We start from the raw sequence: 14,640 nt of genomic DNA, 5'->3' as shown, positions 1-14,640 counted from the left end.
GTCCATCTCCGGTTTCCGGCCGCGTCACCCTCGTTCCTTTACCTACAAGGGATGCCGATGACTTCCGAGCCTCACCGCGCCCCGATATCGGGCGCTAGACGCGTGGCCCGCATAGCCTTCGCCGCCGGTCTCGTGGCAGCGCTCTCCGCGGCCGGTCCGATGCCCCTGGCCTTCTCCGCGGGCCACCAGCCGGCCTCCGCCGATCCGGCCGTCAAGTCCGCGAGCGCCAAGCTCGGTTCGGAAGACGCCGACCTCCTCGCGGAGGCCAAGGCGGACCAGGCCAAGAACGTCACCATGATGATCGCGACCGCACCCGGGCAGACCGAGCAGGTCGCCAAGGAGCTGGACGCGGTCAAGGGCGGCTCCGTCGGACGCAGCGACGACCGGCTCGGCTACGTCCGCGCCACCGTCCCGACGGCCAAGGCCGACTCGGCCATCGCCGCCGCCGAGAAGCTCTCCTCGGTACACGCCATCGACCTGCGGCAGGAGATCCAGCTCGACGACCCGACGCCGAGCGCGGACACCGCCGAGGGCTCGGCGGGCACGGGCACGGTCACCTACCCGGCTCCAAACCGCCACACCCCCGCCGAGAACCCGTACAACCCGTCCTTCGAGACGGGCGCCGTCGACTTCGTCCGGGAGCACCCGAAGGCGGACGGCCGGGGCATCACCATCGGCATCCTCGACTCGGGTGTGGACCTCGGCCACCCGGCACTGCAGAAGACCACCACCGGCGAGCGGAAGATCGTCGACTGGGTGACCGCGACGGACCCGATCGTCGACGGCGACCAGACCTGGCGTCCGATGGTCAGCTCCGTCTCCGGACCGGCCTTCACCTACGGCGGCCAGAGCTGGAAGGCCCCGGCGGGCTCGTACCAGATCAGCACCTTCAAGGAGTCGTACACCACCGGCGGCGACGCGGCGGGCGACGCGAACCGCGACGGCGACACCACCGACTCCTGGGGCGTCCTGTACGACGCGGCGGCCGGCACGGTCCGCGTCGACCTGAACAACAACAACGACTTCAGCGACGACGAGCCGATGAAGCCGTACAAGGACGGCTACCAGATCGGCTACTTCGGCACCGACAACCCGGCGACCGACGTCGTCGAGCGGCAGCCCTTCGTCGTGCAGATCCGCAAGGACGTGCCGATGGACCCCTTCGGCGGGTCCTGGGTCGGCAAGAAGGCCGACTTCGTCAACATCGGCGTCATCGAGTCCGAGCACGGCACCCACGTCGCCGGCATCACCGCCGCCAACGGCCTGTTCGGCGGCAGGATGAACGGCGCCGCCCCCGGCGCCAAGATCGTCTCCTCGCGCGCCTGCACCTGGACCGGCGGCTGCACCAACGTCGCGCTCACCGAGGGCATGATCGACCTCGTCGTCAACCGCGGCGTCGACATCGTCAACATGTCCATCGGCGGGCTCCCGGCGCTCAACGACGGCAACAACGCGCGCGCCGAGCTGTACACGCGCCTCATCGACACCTACGGCGTGCAGCTGGTGATCTCCGCGGGCAACTCCGGCCCCGGCGCCAACACCATCGGCGACCCCGGCCTCGCGGACAAGGTGATCTCGGTCGGCGCGGGCATCTCCAAGGAGACCTGGGCCGCCAACTACGGCTCCCAGGTGGAGAAGAAGTACCAGCTGATGCCGTTCTCCTCGCGCGGTCCGCGTGAGGACGGCGGCTTCACGCCGACCCTCGTCGCGCCCGGCGCCGCGATCAACACCACCCAGACCTGGCTGCCGGGCTCCCCGGTCGCCGAGGCGGGCTACTCCCTGCCGGCCGGCTACTCCATGCTCCAGGGCACCTCGATGGCGTCCCCGCAGGCCACGGGCGCCTCGGCCCTGCTGCTGTCGGCCGCCGAGCAGAAGGGCATCGATCTGACGCCCGCGAAGCTGCGCACGGCCCTGACCTCGACCGCCGACCACATCAAGGGTGCGCAGGCGTACGAGGAGGGCGCGGGCCGGATCAACATCGTCGACGCCTGGGACGCGATCCGCGATGACGCGACCGCGCACGACTACACGGTCAAGGCCCCGGTCGACACGGCGATCGACTACGCGCTGAAGACCCCGGGCTTCGGCACCGGCCTGTACGACCGCGAGGGCGGCCTCAAGGCCGGTGACAAGAAGACGTACGAGATCACGATCACCCGTACGTCCGGCCCGGACCGGGCGGTCCGGCACGAGCTGCACTTCGAGAACAACTACGGCAGCACCTTCAGGATCCTCGGCTCGGACGAGGTGAGGCTGCCCCTGAACCAGCCCGTGACCGTGAAGGTCCAGGCGGCTGCGAAGTCCGCGGGCCTCAAGAGCGCGATCCTCGAGGTCGACGACCCGAGCACCGAGGGCGTCGACAAGCAGATCCTGACCACGGTCGTGGTATCCGCTCCGGTCGAGTATACCTACTCGGCTTCGAGTGCGGTGCAGCGCAACAGCAGCCGGTCCTACTTCGTGACCGTGCCCGAGGGCGCGAAGTCGCTGGAGGTCGCGATGGGCGGGCTGAAGGACAAGAGCCAGACCCGGTTCATCGCGATCCACCCGTACGGCACTCCCGTCGACAACACCTCGACGCCGTACTGCTACAACAACTACCTGAACGGCAACGGCTGCAAGCCCGACGTGCGTGCGTACGCGGACCCGCAGGCCGGCGTCTGGGAGATCGAGGTCGAGGCGCGCCGCACCTCGCCGCTGCTCGACAACCCCTACAAGCTGGACGTCACCGTCCTCGGCGCGGCCTTCGACCCGCAGACCGTGACCGTGCCCGAGGCCAAGGTCGGCACCCCGGCCACCGCCTCGTGGAAGGTGACGAACGCCTACGCGGCGCTGGACGGCAAGCTGGTCGGCGGCCCGCTCGGCTCGTCGAAGACGTCCCGTCCGTCCATCAAGGGCGGCGAGACCCAGACCAGCACGGTCGAGGTGCCCGCGGGCGCCACCTCGCTGGACGTGGCCATCGGCAACGTCTCCGACACGGCCGCCGACCTGGACCTGACGGTCTACGACGCGAGCGGCAAGCAGGTCGCGCAGTCCGCGGACGGCGACTCCGAGGAGGCGGTGCACATCGCCTCGCCCGCCGCCGGCACCTACACGGTCCGGGTCGTGGGCTACGCGGTCCCGTCCGGTTCGACGGCCTACGACTACCGGGACGTGTTCTTCTCCCCCGCCCTCGGCCAGGTCACGGTCGACGGCTCGGCACCGGTGAAGCTCGGCACGGGTGATTCCGCGACGGTCTCCGGCGCGGTCACGGCGGCCGCGGCGGCCCCCGAGGGCCGGGAGTTCTTCGGCCAGGTCCAGCTGGTCAACGCGCGCGGCACGGTCGCGGGTGTGGGCAGCGTGAAGATCGAGAAGGTCACGCCGTAGCTCTCCGGTTCTCCGTACGGCGACGAGGGCGGGCGTCCGCAAGGACGCCCGCCCTTCGTCGTCGCAGCGCCTCGGCCGACGACGGCGCCGCCGGCGCGTCCCCGATGACGCGCAGCCGCTCCCGCGGCAGCGCCACGTGGGCCAGTGCCGGTTGCCCCGCCTTGAACGTGGCAGCGGAACGCGCCGGACCGGCAGCGGGCTCACCGGTGATCGCCGGCATCAGCGCGTCGACGCCGTCGTACTCGGCGGCCATGTCACACGACGGGCGCGGCAGACGGCAGACGGCAGACGGCAGACGGCAGACGGCAGAGGTGTACGTCACACCGCCGTGTGCGCCGGGAGCCCGGGGGCAGGCGCCCGGCGGCACAGCTTGCGGCGCGGGGCCCCGACCGGATGAATTTCTCCAGCTCAGCAGGGGCGGAGGCAGGACGTGCAACCGTCGGCCGGAGAGTGACGTCCCACTCCTCGGGCAGGCCGCGCAAAGAATTGGACAGGCGGGCCGGGGTCGGCCGCATGATGGAAAGGCCTCGGCCAAGCAAACTGGCACGTAGAAGACACGCAGAGGGAGTCGCCGTGAGGGTCGGAATCGTCGGAGCCACCGGTCAGGTCGGCACGGTCATGCGCAGGATCCTCACGGAGCGGAACTTCCCGGTCACGCAGCTGCGCCTGTTCGCGTCGGCACGTTCGGCGGGGACGGTCCTCGACGGAGTGACGGTGGAGGACGCGGCCACCGCCGACTACACCGGCCTGGACATCGTGCTGTTCTCCGCGGGCGGCGCGACCTCCAAGGCGCTGGCCGAGAAGGTCGCCTCTCAGGGCGCCGTCGTGATCGACAACTCCTCGGCGTGGCGCAGGGACCCGGACGTACCGCTGGTCGTCTCCGAGGTGAACCCGCACGCGGTGGTGAACCGCCCGAAGGGCATCATCGCCAACCCGAACTGCACGACGATGGCCGCGATGCCGGTGCTGAAGCCGCTGCACGAGGAGGCGGGCCTCGAGGCGCTCGTCGTCGCCACGTACCAGGCGGTGTCCGGTTCGGGCCTCGCGGGCGTCGCGGAGCTGCACGGCCAGGTCCAGAAGGTGGTCGACGAGGCGGACCGGCTCACCCACGACGGCGGGGCGGTCGACTTCCCCGAGCCGGCGGTCTACAAGCGCCCGATCGCCTTCAACGTGGTGCCCTTCGCCGGCAACCTCGTCGACGACGGCCTGAACGAGACGGACGAGGAGCAGAAGCTCCGCAACGAGTCCCGCAAGATCCTTGAGGTCCCGGGCCTGAAGGTCTCCGGCACCTGCGTCCGGGTCCCGGTCTTCTCCGGCCACTCCCTCCAGATCAACGCCCGCTTCGCGCGTCCGCTGTCGGTGGAGCGCGCCACGGAACTGCTGGCCGGCGCGCCGGGCGTGGCCCTGTCCGACATCCCGACCCCGCTCCAGGCGGCCGGCCAGGACCCGTCGTACGTGGGACGCATCCGCCGCGACGAGACGGTAAAACACGGTCTGGCCCTGTTCGTCTCCAACGACAACCTCCGCAAGGGCGCGGCGCTGAACGCCGTGCAGATCGCGGAACTGGTGGCGGCGGAGCTCAGCGAGTAGGCCACCCCTACGCCGAAGGGGCGCGCACCGCTGCCGGTGCGCCCCGCGTGGTCTTCGGTGTCATCGCCCAACGCCATGGTGACGTGGAAGGATGACGCAACCCACACATAACGAGGAGATGACCGCGTGCCTGGCACAAACCTGACTCGCGAAGAGGCGCAGCAGCGGGCGAAGCTGCTCACCGTTGACTCGTACGAGATCGATCTCGACCTCTCCGGCGCGCAGGAGGGCGGGACCTACCGGTCCGTGACCACGGTCCGCTTCGACTCCGCGGAGAACGGCGCGGAGTCGTTCATCGACCTGGTGGCCCCGGCCGTCCACGAGGTGACCCTCAACGGTGACGCACTGGACCCGGCCGAGGTCTTCAAGGACTCGCGGATCGCCCTGCCCGGCCTCCTTCAGGGCCGCAACGTACTGCGCGTGGTCGCCGAGTGCGCGTACACCAACACCGGCGAGGGCCTGCACCGCTTCGTCGACCCGGTCGACGAGCAGGCGTACCTGTACACCCAGTTCGAGGTGCCCGACGCCCGGCGGGTGTTCGCCTCCTTCGAGCAGCCCGACCTCAAGGCCGCCTTCCAGTTCACCGTGAAGGCGCCGAGCGGCTGGACCGTCATTTCCAACTCGCCCACCCCGGAGCCCAAGGACGACGTCTGGGTCTTCGAGCCTACGCCGCGGATCTCGACGTATGTCACCGCGCTGATCGTGGGCCCGTACCACTCCGTGCACAGCGTCTACGAGAAGGACGGGCGGACCGTCCCGCTCGGCATCTACTGCCGGCCGTCGCTTGCCGAGTTCCTGGACTCCGACGCGATCTTCGAGGTGACCCGTCAGGGCTTCGACTGGTTCCAGGAGAAGTTCGACTACGCGTACCCGTTCAAGAAGTACGACCAGCTGTTCGTCCCGGAGTTCAACGCGGGCGCGATGGAGAACGCGGGCGCGGTCACCTTCCGCGACCAGTACGTCTTCCGCTCCAAGGTGACGGACGCGGCGTACGAGGCCCGGGCCTCCACGATCCTGCACGAGCTGGCCCACATGTGGTTCGGCGACCTGGTGACCATGGAGTGGTGGAACGACCTGTGGCTGAACGAGTCGTTCGCCACCTACGCCGAGGCCGCGTGCATGGCGTACCACCCCGAGAGCCGCTGGCCGCACTCCTGGACGACCTTCGCGAACTCCATGAAGACCTGGGCGTACCGGCAGGACCAGCTGCCCTCCACCCACCCGATCATGGCCGAGATCAACGACCTGGACGACGTCCTCGTCAACTTCGACGGCATCACGTACGCCAAGGGCGCCTCGGTTCTCAAGCAGCTCGTCGCCTACGTCGGCATGGACGCCTTCTTCAAGGGCGTGCAGGCGTACTTCAAGCGGCACGCGTACGGCAACACGCGCCTGTCCGACCTGCTGGGCGCCCTGGAGGAGACCTCCGGGCGGGACTTGAAGACGTGGTCGAGGAAGTGGCTGGAGACGGCCGGCATCAACGTCCTCCGCCCGGAGATCGAGACGGACGCGGACGGGGTCATCACCTCCTTCGCCGTCCGTCAGGAGGCCCCGGCGCTCCCGGCCGGCGCCAAGGGCGAGCCGACCCTGCGCCCGCACCGCATCGCCATCGGCCTGTACGACCTCGACAGCGGGACGGGCAAGCTGCGGCGCCCCGAGGACGGCCGGATCGAGCTGGACGTGGACGGCGAGCTGACCGCCGTACCGCAGCTGGCGGGCCGTCGCCGCCCGGACGTCATCCTGCTCAACGACGACGACCTGTCGTACGCCAAGGTCCGTCTGGACGAGAAGTCGCTCGCCTTCGTCACCGACCACCTGGGCGACTTCGACTCGTCGCTGCCGCGCGCCCTGTGCTGGGCCTCGGCCTGGGACATGACGCGGGACGCGGAGCTGGCGGCCCGCGACTACCTCTCCCTCGCGCTGTCCGGCATCTCCAAGGAGTCGGACATCGGTGTGGTGCAGTCGCTGCACCGCCAGGTGAAGCTGGCGATCGACCTGTACGCCGACCCGTCCGCGCGCGAGGCGCTGCTGACCCGGTGGACGGACGCGACCCTGGCCCATCTGCGGGCGGCCGAGCCGGGCAGCGACCACCAGCTGGCCTGGGCGCGTGCCTTCGCGGCGACCGCCCGCACGCCGGAGCAGCTGGACCTGCTGGAGGCGCTGCTGGACGGTTCGCAGACGGTCGAGGGCCTGGTCGTCGACACCGAGCTGCGCTGGGCGTTCGTGGAGCGGCTCGCGGCCGTGGGCCGCTTCGACGAGGCGGAGATCGCGGGCGAGCTGGAGCGGGACAAGACGGCGGCCGGTGAGCGGCATGCCGCCACCGCCCGGGCCGCGCGCCCGACCCCGGAGGCCAAGGCGGAGGCGTGGGCGTCGGTCGTGGAGTCCGACAAGCTGCCGAACGCCGTGCAGGAGGCGGTGATCGGGGGCTTCGTCCAGACCGACCAGCGCGAGCTGCTGGCCCCGTACACGGACAAGTATTTCGAGGTGGTCAAGGACATCTGGGACTCCCGCTCGCACGAGATGGCCCAGCAGATCGTGGTCGGGCTCTACCCGTCGATCCAGGTGTCCGAGGAGACGCTGGCGAAGACCGACACGTGGCTGGCCTCCGCCGAGCCGCCCCCGGCGCTGCGCCGCCTGATCCTGGAGTCGCGGTCGGGCGTCGAGCGGGCGCTCAGGGCGCAGGCCGCGGACGCGGCTGCGGCCCGGTCGTAGCCGCTGCCGTCCCGTCGTCACGGTGTGAGGGCGCCTGGCGCATGCCGGGCGCCCTCCGCCGTGCTCGGTCCGGGGCCGTGCTCGGGGCGCTGCTCCCTCGGCGGCCGTGCTCGGTCGGCGTCGGCGTGGGCGCTCGCCCGTGGTGCGCCGTTCCTCCGGCGGATGCCGCTCGGCGCGGCAACCGTACGCGGTCCGAGCTGACCGAGGACCGTCGCCCCGAAGGCCAGGGCCATACCCGTGACCTGGACGGGGGTGAGCGCCTGGCCGAGTGCCGCCCAGCCCACGAGGGCGGCGGTGAGCGGGGACAGCGGACCCAGGAAGGTGACCTGGGTGGCGGTGAGGCGTCCGATGCCCCGGAACCACAGCCAGTAGGCGACCGCGGTGTTCGCGAGCGCCAGGTAGAGGTAACCGCCGACGGCCGGCCCGTCGAGTGCGGGCGGTGCTCCCTCGGCGAGCAGCGCGACCGGCGCGATCAGCAGCCCGCCCGCGGTCAGCTGCCAGCCGGTGAGGGTGAGCGGACCGACGCCGTCCGGACGGCCCCAGCGCTTGGTGAGCACGGTGCCGGTGGACATGGAGGCGGTGGAGGCGAGCGCTGCGAGCACCCCGACCGGGTCGAGCGCGCCGGCCGCCTTCAGCACGACGAGGCTGACCCCGAGGACCGCGGCCGCCCCCGTCAGCAGCGTACGGACGCCCGGCCGGTCCCCCAGCAGCAGCGCCGACAGCCCGGCCACGAACAGCGGCCCCACCGACCCGCCTACGGCCGCCATACCGCCGGGCAGCCGGTACGCGGACAGGAACAGCAGCGGGAAGAAGGCGCCGATGTTGAGCGCGCCCAGCACCACCGCCTTCCCCCACCAGGCGCCGCGCGGCAGCGTTCGCCCGAGCGCGAGCAGCAGCAGCCCGGCGGGCAGCGCGCGCATCAGGCCCGTGAACAGCGGGCGCCCGTCCGGCAGGAACTCGGTGGTGACCGCATACGTCGTGCCCCAGGAGACAGGCGCGAGGCCGGTGACCAGGACCGTGGTGTACCGCTTCATGAGTCCCCCTGGTGATGCGGCCGGTGGCCCGGCGCGGCCCGAGCGCCCCGGCAGTAATCGACTTGGCGCTAATTAGCTTAGCACTAAGTAACTTAGCGTCGATCCGCTTGGCGCTCATCCGCTTTCTTGCGAGCGATCCGAGTCGGACGCATACTCTCCGCATGAACAGGACCCCCGGCGATCCGGTCGACGCGATCATCGAACAGTGGGCCGCCGTGCGGCCGGACCTCGACACCGCCGCGATGGAGGTCTTCGGGCGCGTCTTCCGGCTGGCACGGGCGATGGGCGACCGGATGGAGCAGGCGTACGCCCGCTTCGGGATCTCGCGCGGGGAGTTCGACGTCCTGGCGGCCCTGCGCCGCTCCGGCGAGCCCTACACGCTCTCGCCGCGTCAGCTCTCGGCGACCCTGATGCTCACCACCGGCGGCATGACCGGCCGTCTGGACAAGCTCGAAGGGGCAGGGCTGCTGCGCCGCTCCCCCGATCCGCACGACCGGCGCGGCCTCCAGGTCACCCTCACCGAGGAGGGGCTCCGGCTGATCGACGAGGCGGTGGGCGCGGGCCTGGCCGTCCAGACGGAGGCCCTGAACAGCCTTGACGCACAGCAGGCCGGCCAACTGGCCGACCTGCTGCGTCAGTTGCTCGCCGGCACCGTCAGCTCCGGCCCGTCCATCTGACCAGCGCCTCCTCCAGCCGCGCGGCGTCGGGAGCCTCGGCCGCCCACGCGACGTATCCGTCGGGCCGCACGAGCACGGCCGTCCGGCGCCCGCTCGCCCAGCGCTCCACCGTGAGCCGGTCCTCACGGCCGCCCGCCTCCAGGCCGTGCGGGGCGATCAGCACGAACCGGCCGCCGCGCAGGGCCTCGTAGAGCCGTCCGGTGGTGAGCGCGACGTCGGGGGCGCGCCTGCCGACCATGGGGTGGGCGCCGCGCGGGGCGGCATACCGGTATCCGATGCCGGTGATCTGACCGACCACGCGCCGCCGCGCCGGGCCGACGTGGTCCAGGAAGGCGGTCAGCGCGGCGCGCAGGGCCAGGGTCCACGGGCGCCTGGCCATCGCCAGCCGGACGATCCCGCCGCTGCTGCGCAGCACGGCCCTGCCCACGGGGTGGCGCTCGGACTGATAGGTGTCGAGGAGGGCGGGGCCTGCGTGGCCGCGCAGTACGGCGGCGAGCTTCCAGGAGAGGTTCGCGGCGTCCTGGAGGCCGGTGTTCAGGCCCTGCCCGCCGGCCGGGGTGTGTACGTGCGCGGCGTCCCCGGCGAGCAGGACCCGGCCGACGCGGTAGGCGGGCGCCTGGCGCTCGTCGCTGTGGAAGCGGGACATCCAGCGGGCGTCGCGCATGCCGTAGTCGCGGCCGAGCGTGCGGCGGACGATCTCCCGGACCTCCTCGAGGTCGAGCGGCGCCGTGTCGGGGACGTCGCGGCCGCGGTCCCAGCCGATGATCCGGTAGTAGCCGTCACCGAAGGGCGCGATGAAGGCGAAGGCGTCGTCGACGGCGTTGGCGGTCAGCACCTGCCCGGGCTTCTCGTCGAGCAGGACGTCGGCGAGAACGACGGAACGGATCACGGACCTGCCGGGGAAGGGCAGCCCGACCGCCCGGCGAACGGCACTGTGCAGCCCGTCGGCCCCTACCACGTACGCGGCGCGCAGCTGCCCGGGCTCGCCTCCCGCCCCGCGGACATGGACGGTCACCCCTTCGGATTCCTGGCCCAGTCCGGTGACCTCGCTCTCGTACACGAACCGCACCCCGGCCTCGGCCGCGCGCCGCTCCAAGGCCTTCTCCACCTCGTACTGCGGCAGGACGAGGAGGTGGTTGAAGCGGGAGGGGAGGGTGTCGAGCCGCACGGAGAGACGGCCGAAGAGCTGGATACCGGAGAGGGGCTGCCCCTTGGCCTCCAGTTCGTCGGCGAGCCCCCGGGCGTCGAGTTGCTCCAGGGTGCGGGCGTGCAGGACGAAGGCGCGGGAGAGGTTGCTGATCTTGTGGGACCGCTTTTCGACCAGGGTGACGGGGACGCCGGCGGCGGCGAGGTCACCGGCGAGGAGGAGACCGGTGGGACCGGCGCCGACGACGATGACACCGGTGGGGGTGCCGCTGCGGGAAGCGGTAGTGCGGGTCGTGCCTGCCATGGCGACCTCCTGGTGCCAACGATCGTTGGTCAACGAGCGTCTGCCGGCATCCGTGGATCAGTGGTGGGCTTGCCAACGCCTTTGGGGCGACGGCGGCTCGCCAACAGCTGTAGGCCAACGCTTGTTTGCCAACATAGGGTGACCCCCTAGACGTGTCAACAGATGTTGGCCTACGTTGGTTGGCATGGCCGAGAAACCCCCGCCACCCCGCCGCTCCGACGCCACCCGCACGGCGATCCTCGCCGCCGCCCGGGAGCGCTTCGCCTCCGACGGCTACGAACGCGCCACCATCCGCGCGATCGCCAAGGACGCACGGATCGATCCGTCCATGGTGATGCGCTACTACGGCTCCAAGGAGGGACTCTTCGACGCCGTCCTGGACGTCGATCTGCGCCTGCCCGACCCTCGGCGGCTGCGGCGCCACGACGTGGGCGAGGCGCTGATAGGCCACTTCCTCACCCTCTGGGAGGAGAACCACGACGCACTCACAGCGATGCTGCGCGTCGGAGTCACCAACCCGGCGGGCGCCGAGCGGCTCCAGGGCGTCTTCCGGGACCAGCTGCTGCCGGTCGCCCGGCAGGTCTGCCCCGACCCCGAGCAGGCGCCTGCCCGCGCCGGGCTCATCGCGTCACAGGTGCTCGGGCTGGCCCTCGCGCGGTATGTGCTGAAGTTCCCGCCGGCCGTCGCGCTGGCCCGCGAGGAGATCGTGGCCTGGCTGGCCCCCACGGTGCAGCGCTACCTCACGGCGCCGCATCCGTAGGGACATGCCCGTGGGCAGGGGGACGCACGCCGGAGGCACCGGACACTCCGAAGAGTGACACACACATCGAGGGAGTCCGCGCACCGGACCGGTGCGCGGACTCCCTCGGCGAGATGACGAAAAGGCGGGGCCGCCGTCGGGTCCGGGAAGGACCCCGGCTCCCCGAAGGGGGCGTCAGCCCTGCTTCGCCTGCTTGCGGGTCTTGTCGGTGACCATGACGAGGCCCGCGATGACCAAGAACAGCACGATCGGCGCCGCGACGAAGAGCCCCAGCGTTTCGGCCACGTTCAGGCCCTTGCCGGGGTCGTCGCCGTCGTCGCGCGTCAGCGCGAGCGCGGGGGACGACATGAGCAGCATCATCAGCGTCGTACCGGCGGCCAGGGCGCCGGCGCGCAGGGCGTTCTTCTTGTCCACGGTGCAAAAGTAGCGAACGCCCGAACAGGCCGCGCGCCCGGGGTGGGCTAGGGGGGTGCTGCCCGGTGAACCTCTCCGGTCGCAGCACTAGGAGCTCTCGGACCCGCCCGCCACGTCTGTGTCCCGCACCACGTCCATCAGGGCGTGCAGCCGCGGCGAGGCCGCCAGTTCCTCCAGGGTCATGGGGCGTCCGTCCGCGTCCGCTATCGGCAGGCGCCAGTTCGGGTACTCGTCCCGGGTGCCCGGCAGGTTCTGCGGACGGCGGTCACCCACCGCGTCCGGGAGCCAGACCCCGATCAGCCGGGCGGGTGTGCGCAGCAGGAACCGGTGGACGGCCTGCACCTCGAGTTCCTCCGAGGCCGTCGGGCCCCCGCCGCTCGACCCTTTGAGCAGCCCGAGCCGGGTGAGCAGGGAGAGCCATTCGCGGGCGTCGGTGGCCGCCGCGGCGCGTTCCTGGTCCAGGGGGCGGGTCAGCAGGCCGAGCCGGTCACGGAGTTCGACATGGTCGCCGGTGAGCCGGGCGGCGGTCGGCGGCAGGTCGTGGGTGGTGGCGGTGGCCAGGCAGTCCGCCCGCCAGTGTTCGGGCGGCAGCGGCTGCCCGGTGCCCTCCCAGTCCCGTTCGAACCACAGGACGGACGTGCCGAGCACCCCGCGCTCGTGCAGCGCCTCGCGCACGCCCGGCTCGACCGTCCCGAGGTCCTCCCCGATGACCAGCGCCTGCGCGCGGGCGGCCTCCAGGACCAGCACGGCGAGCATGGCCTCGGCGTCGTACCGGACGTAGGTCCCCTCGGTGGGCGGCTGCCCCTGCGGCACCCACCACAACCGGAACAGGCCCATCACATGGTCGATGCGCAGGGCGCCCGCGTACCGGAAGAGGGCGCGCAGGAGCCGGCGGTAGGGGGCGTACCCGGAGGCGGCGAGACGGTCGGGGCGCCAGGGCGGCAGGCCCCAGTCCTGGCCGCGCGGGTTGAAGGCGTCCGGCGGGGCGCCCACCGAGATGCCGGCCGCCAGGTACTCCTGCTGTGCCCAGGCGTCGGCGCCGCCCGGGTGCACGCCGACGGCCAGGTCGTGGATGAGTCCCACGGCCATCCCGGCGTCGCGCGCGGTGCGCTGGGCGGTGGCGAGCTGGGCGTCGGTCAGCCAGGCGAGCCAGGTGTGGAAGTCGACGCGGTCCCTCAGCTCGGCGCGGGCGCGGGCCGTCTCGGGCGACCGCGGATCGCGCAGCCCGGCGGGCCACGCGTACCAGTCGGAGCCGTACACCTCGGCGAGCGTGCACCAGGTGGCGTAGTCCTCCAGGGTCTCGCCCCCGTCGGCGAGGAAGTCGGCGTACGCGGCGCGCCGTCCCGGCCCCATGGGGACGGCGTGCACGAGTTCGAGGGCCTCGCGCTTGAGGTCCCACACGGCGTCGCGGTCGATCAGCGCGCCCTTGTCGAGGACGGACTCCCTCAGCCGCGCGGCGCGTTCCAGCAGCACCCGCAGCCGGGCCTGGTCCTCGACGTACGGGAACTCGGGGACGTCCTCGACGCGCAGATGCACCGGGTCCGGGTGGCGGCGCGAGGAGGGGCGGTAGGGGGAGGGGTCCGTGGGCGCGCCGGGCACGGCCGCGTGCAGGGGGTTGACCTGCACGAATCCGGCGCCGAGCGTTCGGCCCGCCCATGCGGTCAGTTCGGTGAGGTCGCCGAGGTCGCCCATGCCCCAGGAACGGCGGGAGAGCAGGGAGTAGAGCTGGACGAGCAGTCCGTGGGAGCGTCCGGGCGGCGCGGGCAGCCGGGCGGGCGCGGTGACGAGGTGGGCCTCGGCGGTGCGTCCGTCCGGCGCGGTCGCATACAGGGCGTGGACGCCGGGCGGGAGGTGCCCGGCCGAGGCGCGCGTCTCCCCCTGCTCGGTCTCGATCCTCAGGCGGGTGCCCTCCGGGAGGGAGGCGAGGGCGGCGGGCGGGCGTCCGCCCCAGCCGACCACGGTCGGCGGCAGCAGCCGTTCACGCAGTTCGCCCTCGCGTGCGGCGAGGGCGTGACGTACGGCGTCCGGGGTGCTCGCGTCGACGCCGAGCGCCGCGAGGGCGGCGGTGATCGCGGTGTCCGACGACCGGGCCGTACGGTCCGGGGACGGCTGATAAGAGGTGGCGACGCCGTGCAGAGCGGCGAGCCGGGCCAGTGGCGTCCCCTCGTGCCCGGGATCGGCCGGCGCCATCTAGAACCCCGTGGTGTCCGCGCCGGCGGCCGAGGGCTCGCTGGTCAGCGGCGTGGCGTCGGCGAGCGGGGGTTCGCTGGTGAGCGGTTCGGCGTCGAGCAGCGGCGGTTCGCTGGTCAGCGGCAGCTCGGCGCAGGCGCTTTCCGCGCTGAGGACGCACAAGAGTGCGTCCGGGTCGGCGGACGGGTCCGCGTCGCGCGTGGAGCCGCGCGGGAAGTCGCGTTTGGACAGGGCCGGGAGCGGGGGGTGTACCGGTACGACCACGGGGGGCCTCCTTGTCGTCGTACGACGGATGCGGGTGAGAACTGGCCTACCCAGCGGGCGCGCCCGCAGACGTACAAGGGCGAACAACGTGCGTTTCGCCACAGACCGTACCGGCTTGCCCGGGGTCCGCGCACGCTCCTCGCGGCGTAATCCCGCCGACTATTCACTCAGTACAGGTACGTAGTA

11 protein-coding genes are annotated in these 14,640 nt (G+C 71.9%); 5 read left to right on the top strand and 6 right to left on the bottom strand.

From position 1 onward, the window contains the following. Window positions 1-57: 57 nt before the first annotated feature. Window positions 58-3,363 carry a S8 family serine peptidase gene (locus ABZ823_RS01710; protein ID WP_361652523.1) on the top strand — a complete coding sequence of 1,102 codons (3,306 nt, stop codon included), beginning with the start codon at window positions 58-60 and terminating at the stop codon, window positions 3,361-3,363. Here ABZ823_RS01710 and ABZ823_RS01705 read toward each other — a convergent pair. Next, window positions 3,353-3,616, bottom strand: coding sequence for a hypothetical protein (locus ABZ823_RS01705; protein WP_361652521.1), 264 nt, complete (start codon window positions 3,614-3,616; stop codon window positions 3,353-3,355). The genes ABZ823_RS01710 and ABZ823_RS01705 overlap by 11 nt on opposite strands. Window positions 3,617-3,936: 320 nt before the next feature. Here ABZ823_RS01705 and ABZ823_RS01700 point away from each other — a divergent pair, with 320 nt between their 5' ends. After that, window positions 3,937-4,953: an aspartate-semialdehyde dehydrogenase gene (locus tag ABZ823_RS01700; RefSeq protein WP_361652519.1), complete on the top strand. Its 1,017-nt coding sequence runs from the start codon at window positions 3,937-3,939 to the stop codon at window positions 4,951-4,953. Between the two features lie 126 nt (window positions 4,954-5,079). Next, window positions 5,080-7,665 carry an aminopeptidase N gene (gene pepN / locus ABZ823_RS01695; protein ID WP_361652517.1) on the top strand — a complete coding sequence of 862 codons (2,586 nt, stop codon included), beginning with the start codon at window positions 5,080-5,082 and terminating at the stop codon, window positions 7,663-7,665. A gap of 17 nt (window positions 7,666-7,682) precedes the next feature. Here pepN and ABZ823_RS01690 read toward each other — a convergent pair whose 3' ends face one another. After that, entirely contained in the window at window positions 7,683-8,699 is a 1,017-nt protein-coding gene (locus ABZ823_RS01690) for an EamA family transporter (RefSeq protein WP_361652515.1), read from the bottom strand. Window positions 8,700-8,860: 161 nt separating this feature from the next. Between ABZ823_RS01690 and ABZ823_RS01685 the strand changes: the two genes are divergently transcribed. Continuing rightward, on the top strand, window positions 8,861-9,376 hold the full coding sequence (locus ABZ823_RS01685) for a MarR family transcriptional regulator (RefSeq protein ID WP_361652513.1): 516 nt from the start codon (window positions 8,861-8,863) through the stop codon (window positions 9,374-9,376). Here the strand turns inward: ABZ823_RS01685 and ABZ823_RS01680 are convergent. Continuing rightward, the gene (locus ABZ823_RS01680; RefSeq protein ID WP_361652511.1) at window positions 9,354-10,826 is read right to left on the bottom strand and encodes an FAD-dependent oxidoreductase; all 1,473 of its coding nucleotides are present in this window, start codon (window positions 10,824-10,826) and stop codon (window positions 9,354-9,356) included. The genes ABZ823_RS01685 and ABZ823_RS01680 overlap by 23 nt on opposite strands. A gap of 184 nt (window positions 10,827-11,010) precedes the next feature. Here ABZ823_RS01680 and ABZ823_RS01675 point away from each other — a divergent pair, with 184 nt between their 5' ends. Then, entirely contained in the window at window positions 11,011-11,586 is a 576-nt protein-coding gene (locus ABZ823_RS01675) for a TetR family transcriptional regulator (RefSeq protein WP_361652509.1), read from the top strand. Between the two features lie 174 nt (window positions 11,587-11,760). On the opposite strand, the gene ABZ823_RS01670 is transcribed toward ABZ823_RS01675, so the two are convergent. The 3 genes from ABZ823_RS01670 to ABZ823_RS01660 form a co-directional block, all read right to left on the bottom strand. Then, window positions 11,761-12,000, bottom strand: coding sequence for a hypothetical protein (locus ABZ823_RS01670; RefSeq protein WP_361652507.1), 240 nt, complete (start codon window positions 11,998-12,000; stop codon window positions 11,761-11,763). Between the two features lie 87 nt (window positions 12,001-12,087). Continuing rightward, a complete protein-coding gene (gene malQ / locus ABZ823_RS01665) occupies window positions 12,088-14,190 on the bottom strand; it encodes a 4-alpha-glucanotransferase (RefSeq protein ID WP_361652505.1) in 2,103 nt (700 codons plus the stop codon). After that, entirely contained in the window at window positions 14,191-14,421 is a 231-nt protein-coding gene (locus ABZ823_RS01660; RefSeq protein WP_361652843.1) for a hypothetical protein, read from the bottom strand. Window positions 14,422-14,640 lie beyond the last annotated feature (219 nt).

Origin of the sequence: Streptomyces sp. NPDC047079, assembly GCF_040643755.1 — a bacterium.
GTDB lineage: Bacteria > Actinomycetota > Actinomycetes > Streptomycetales > Streptomycetaceae > Streptomyces.
Note: the sequence above shows the minus strand (reverse complement) of the source record. Positions and strands in the feature narration are given on the sequence as shown.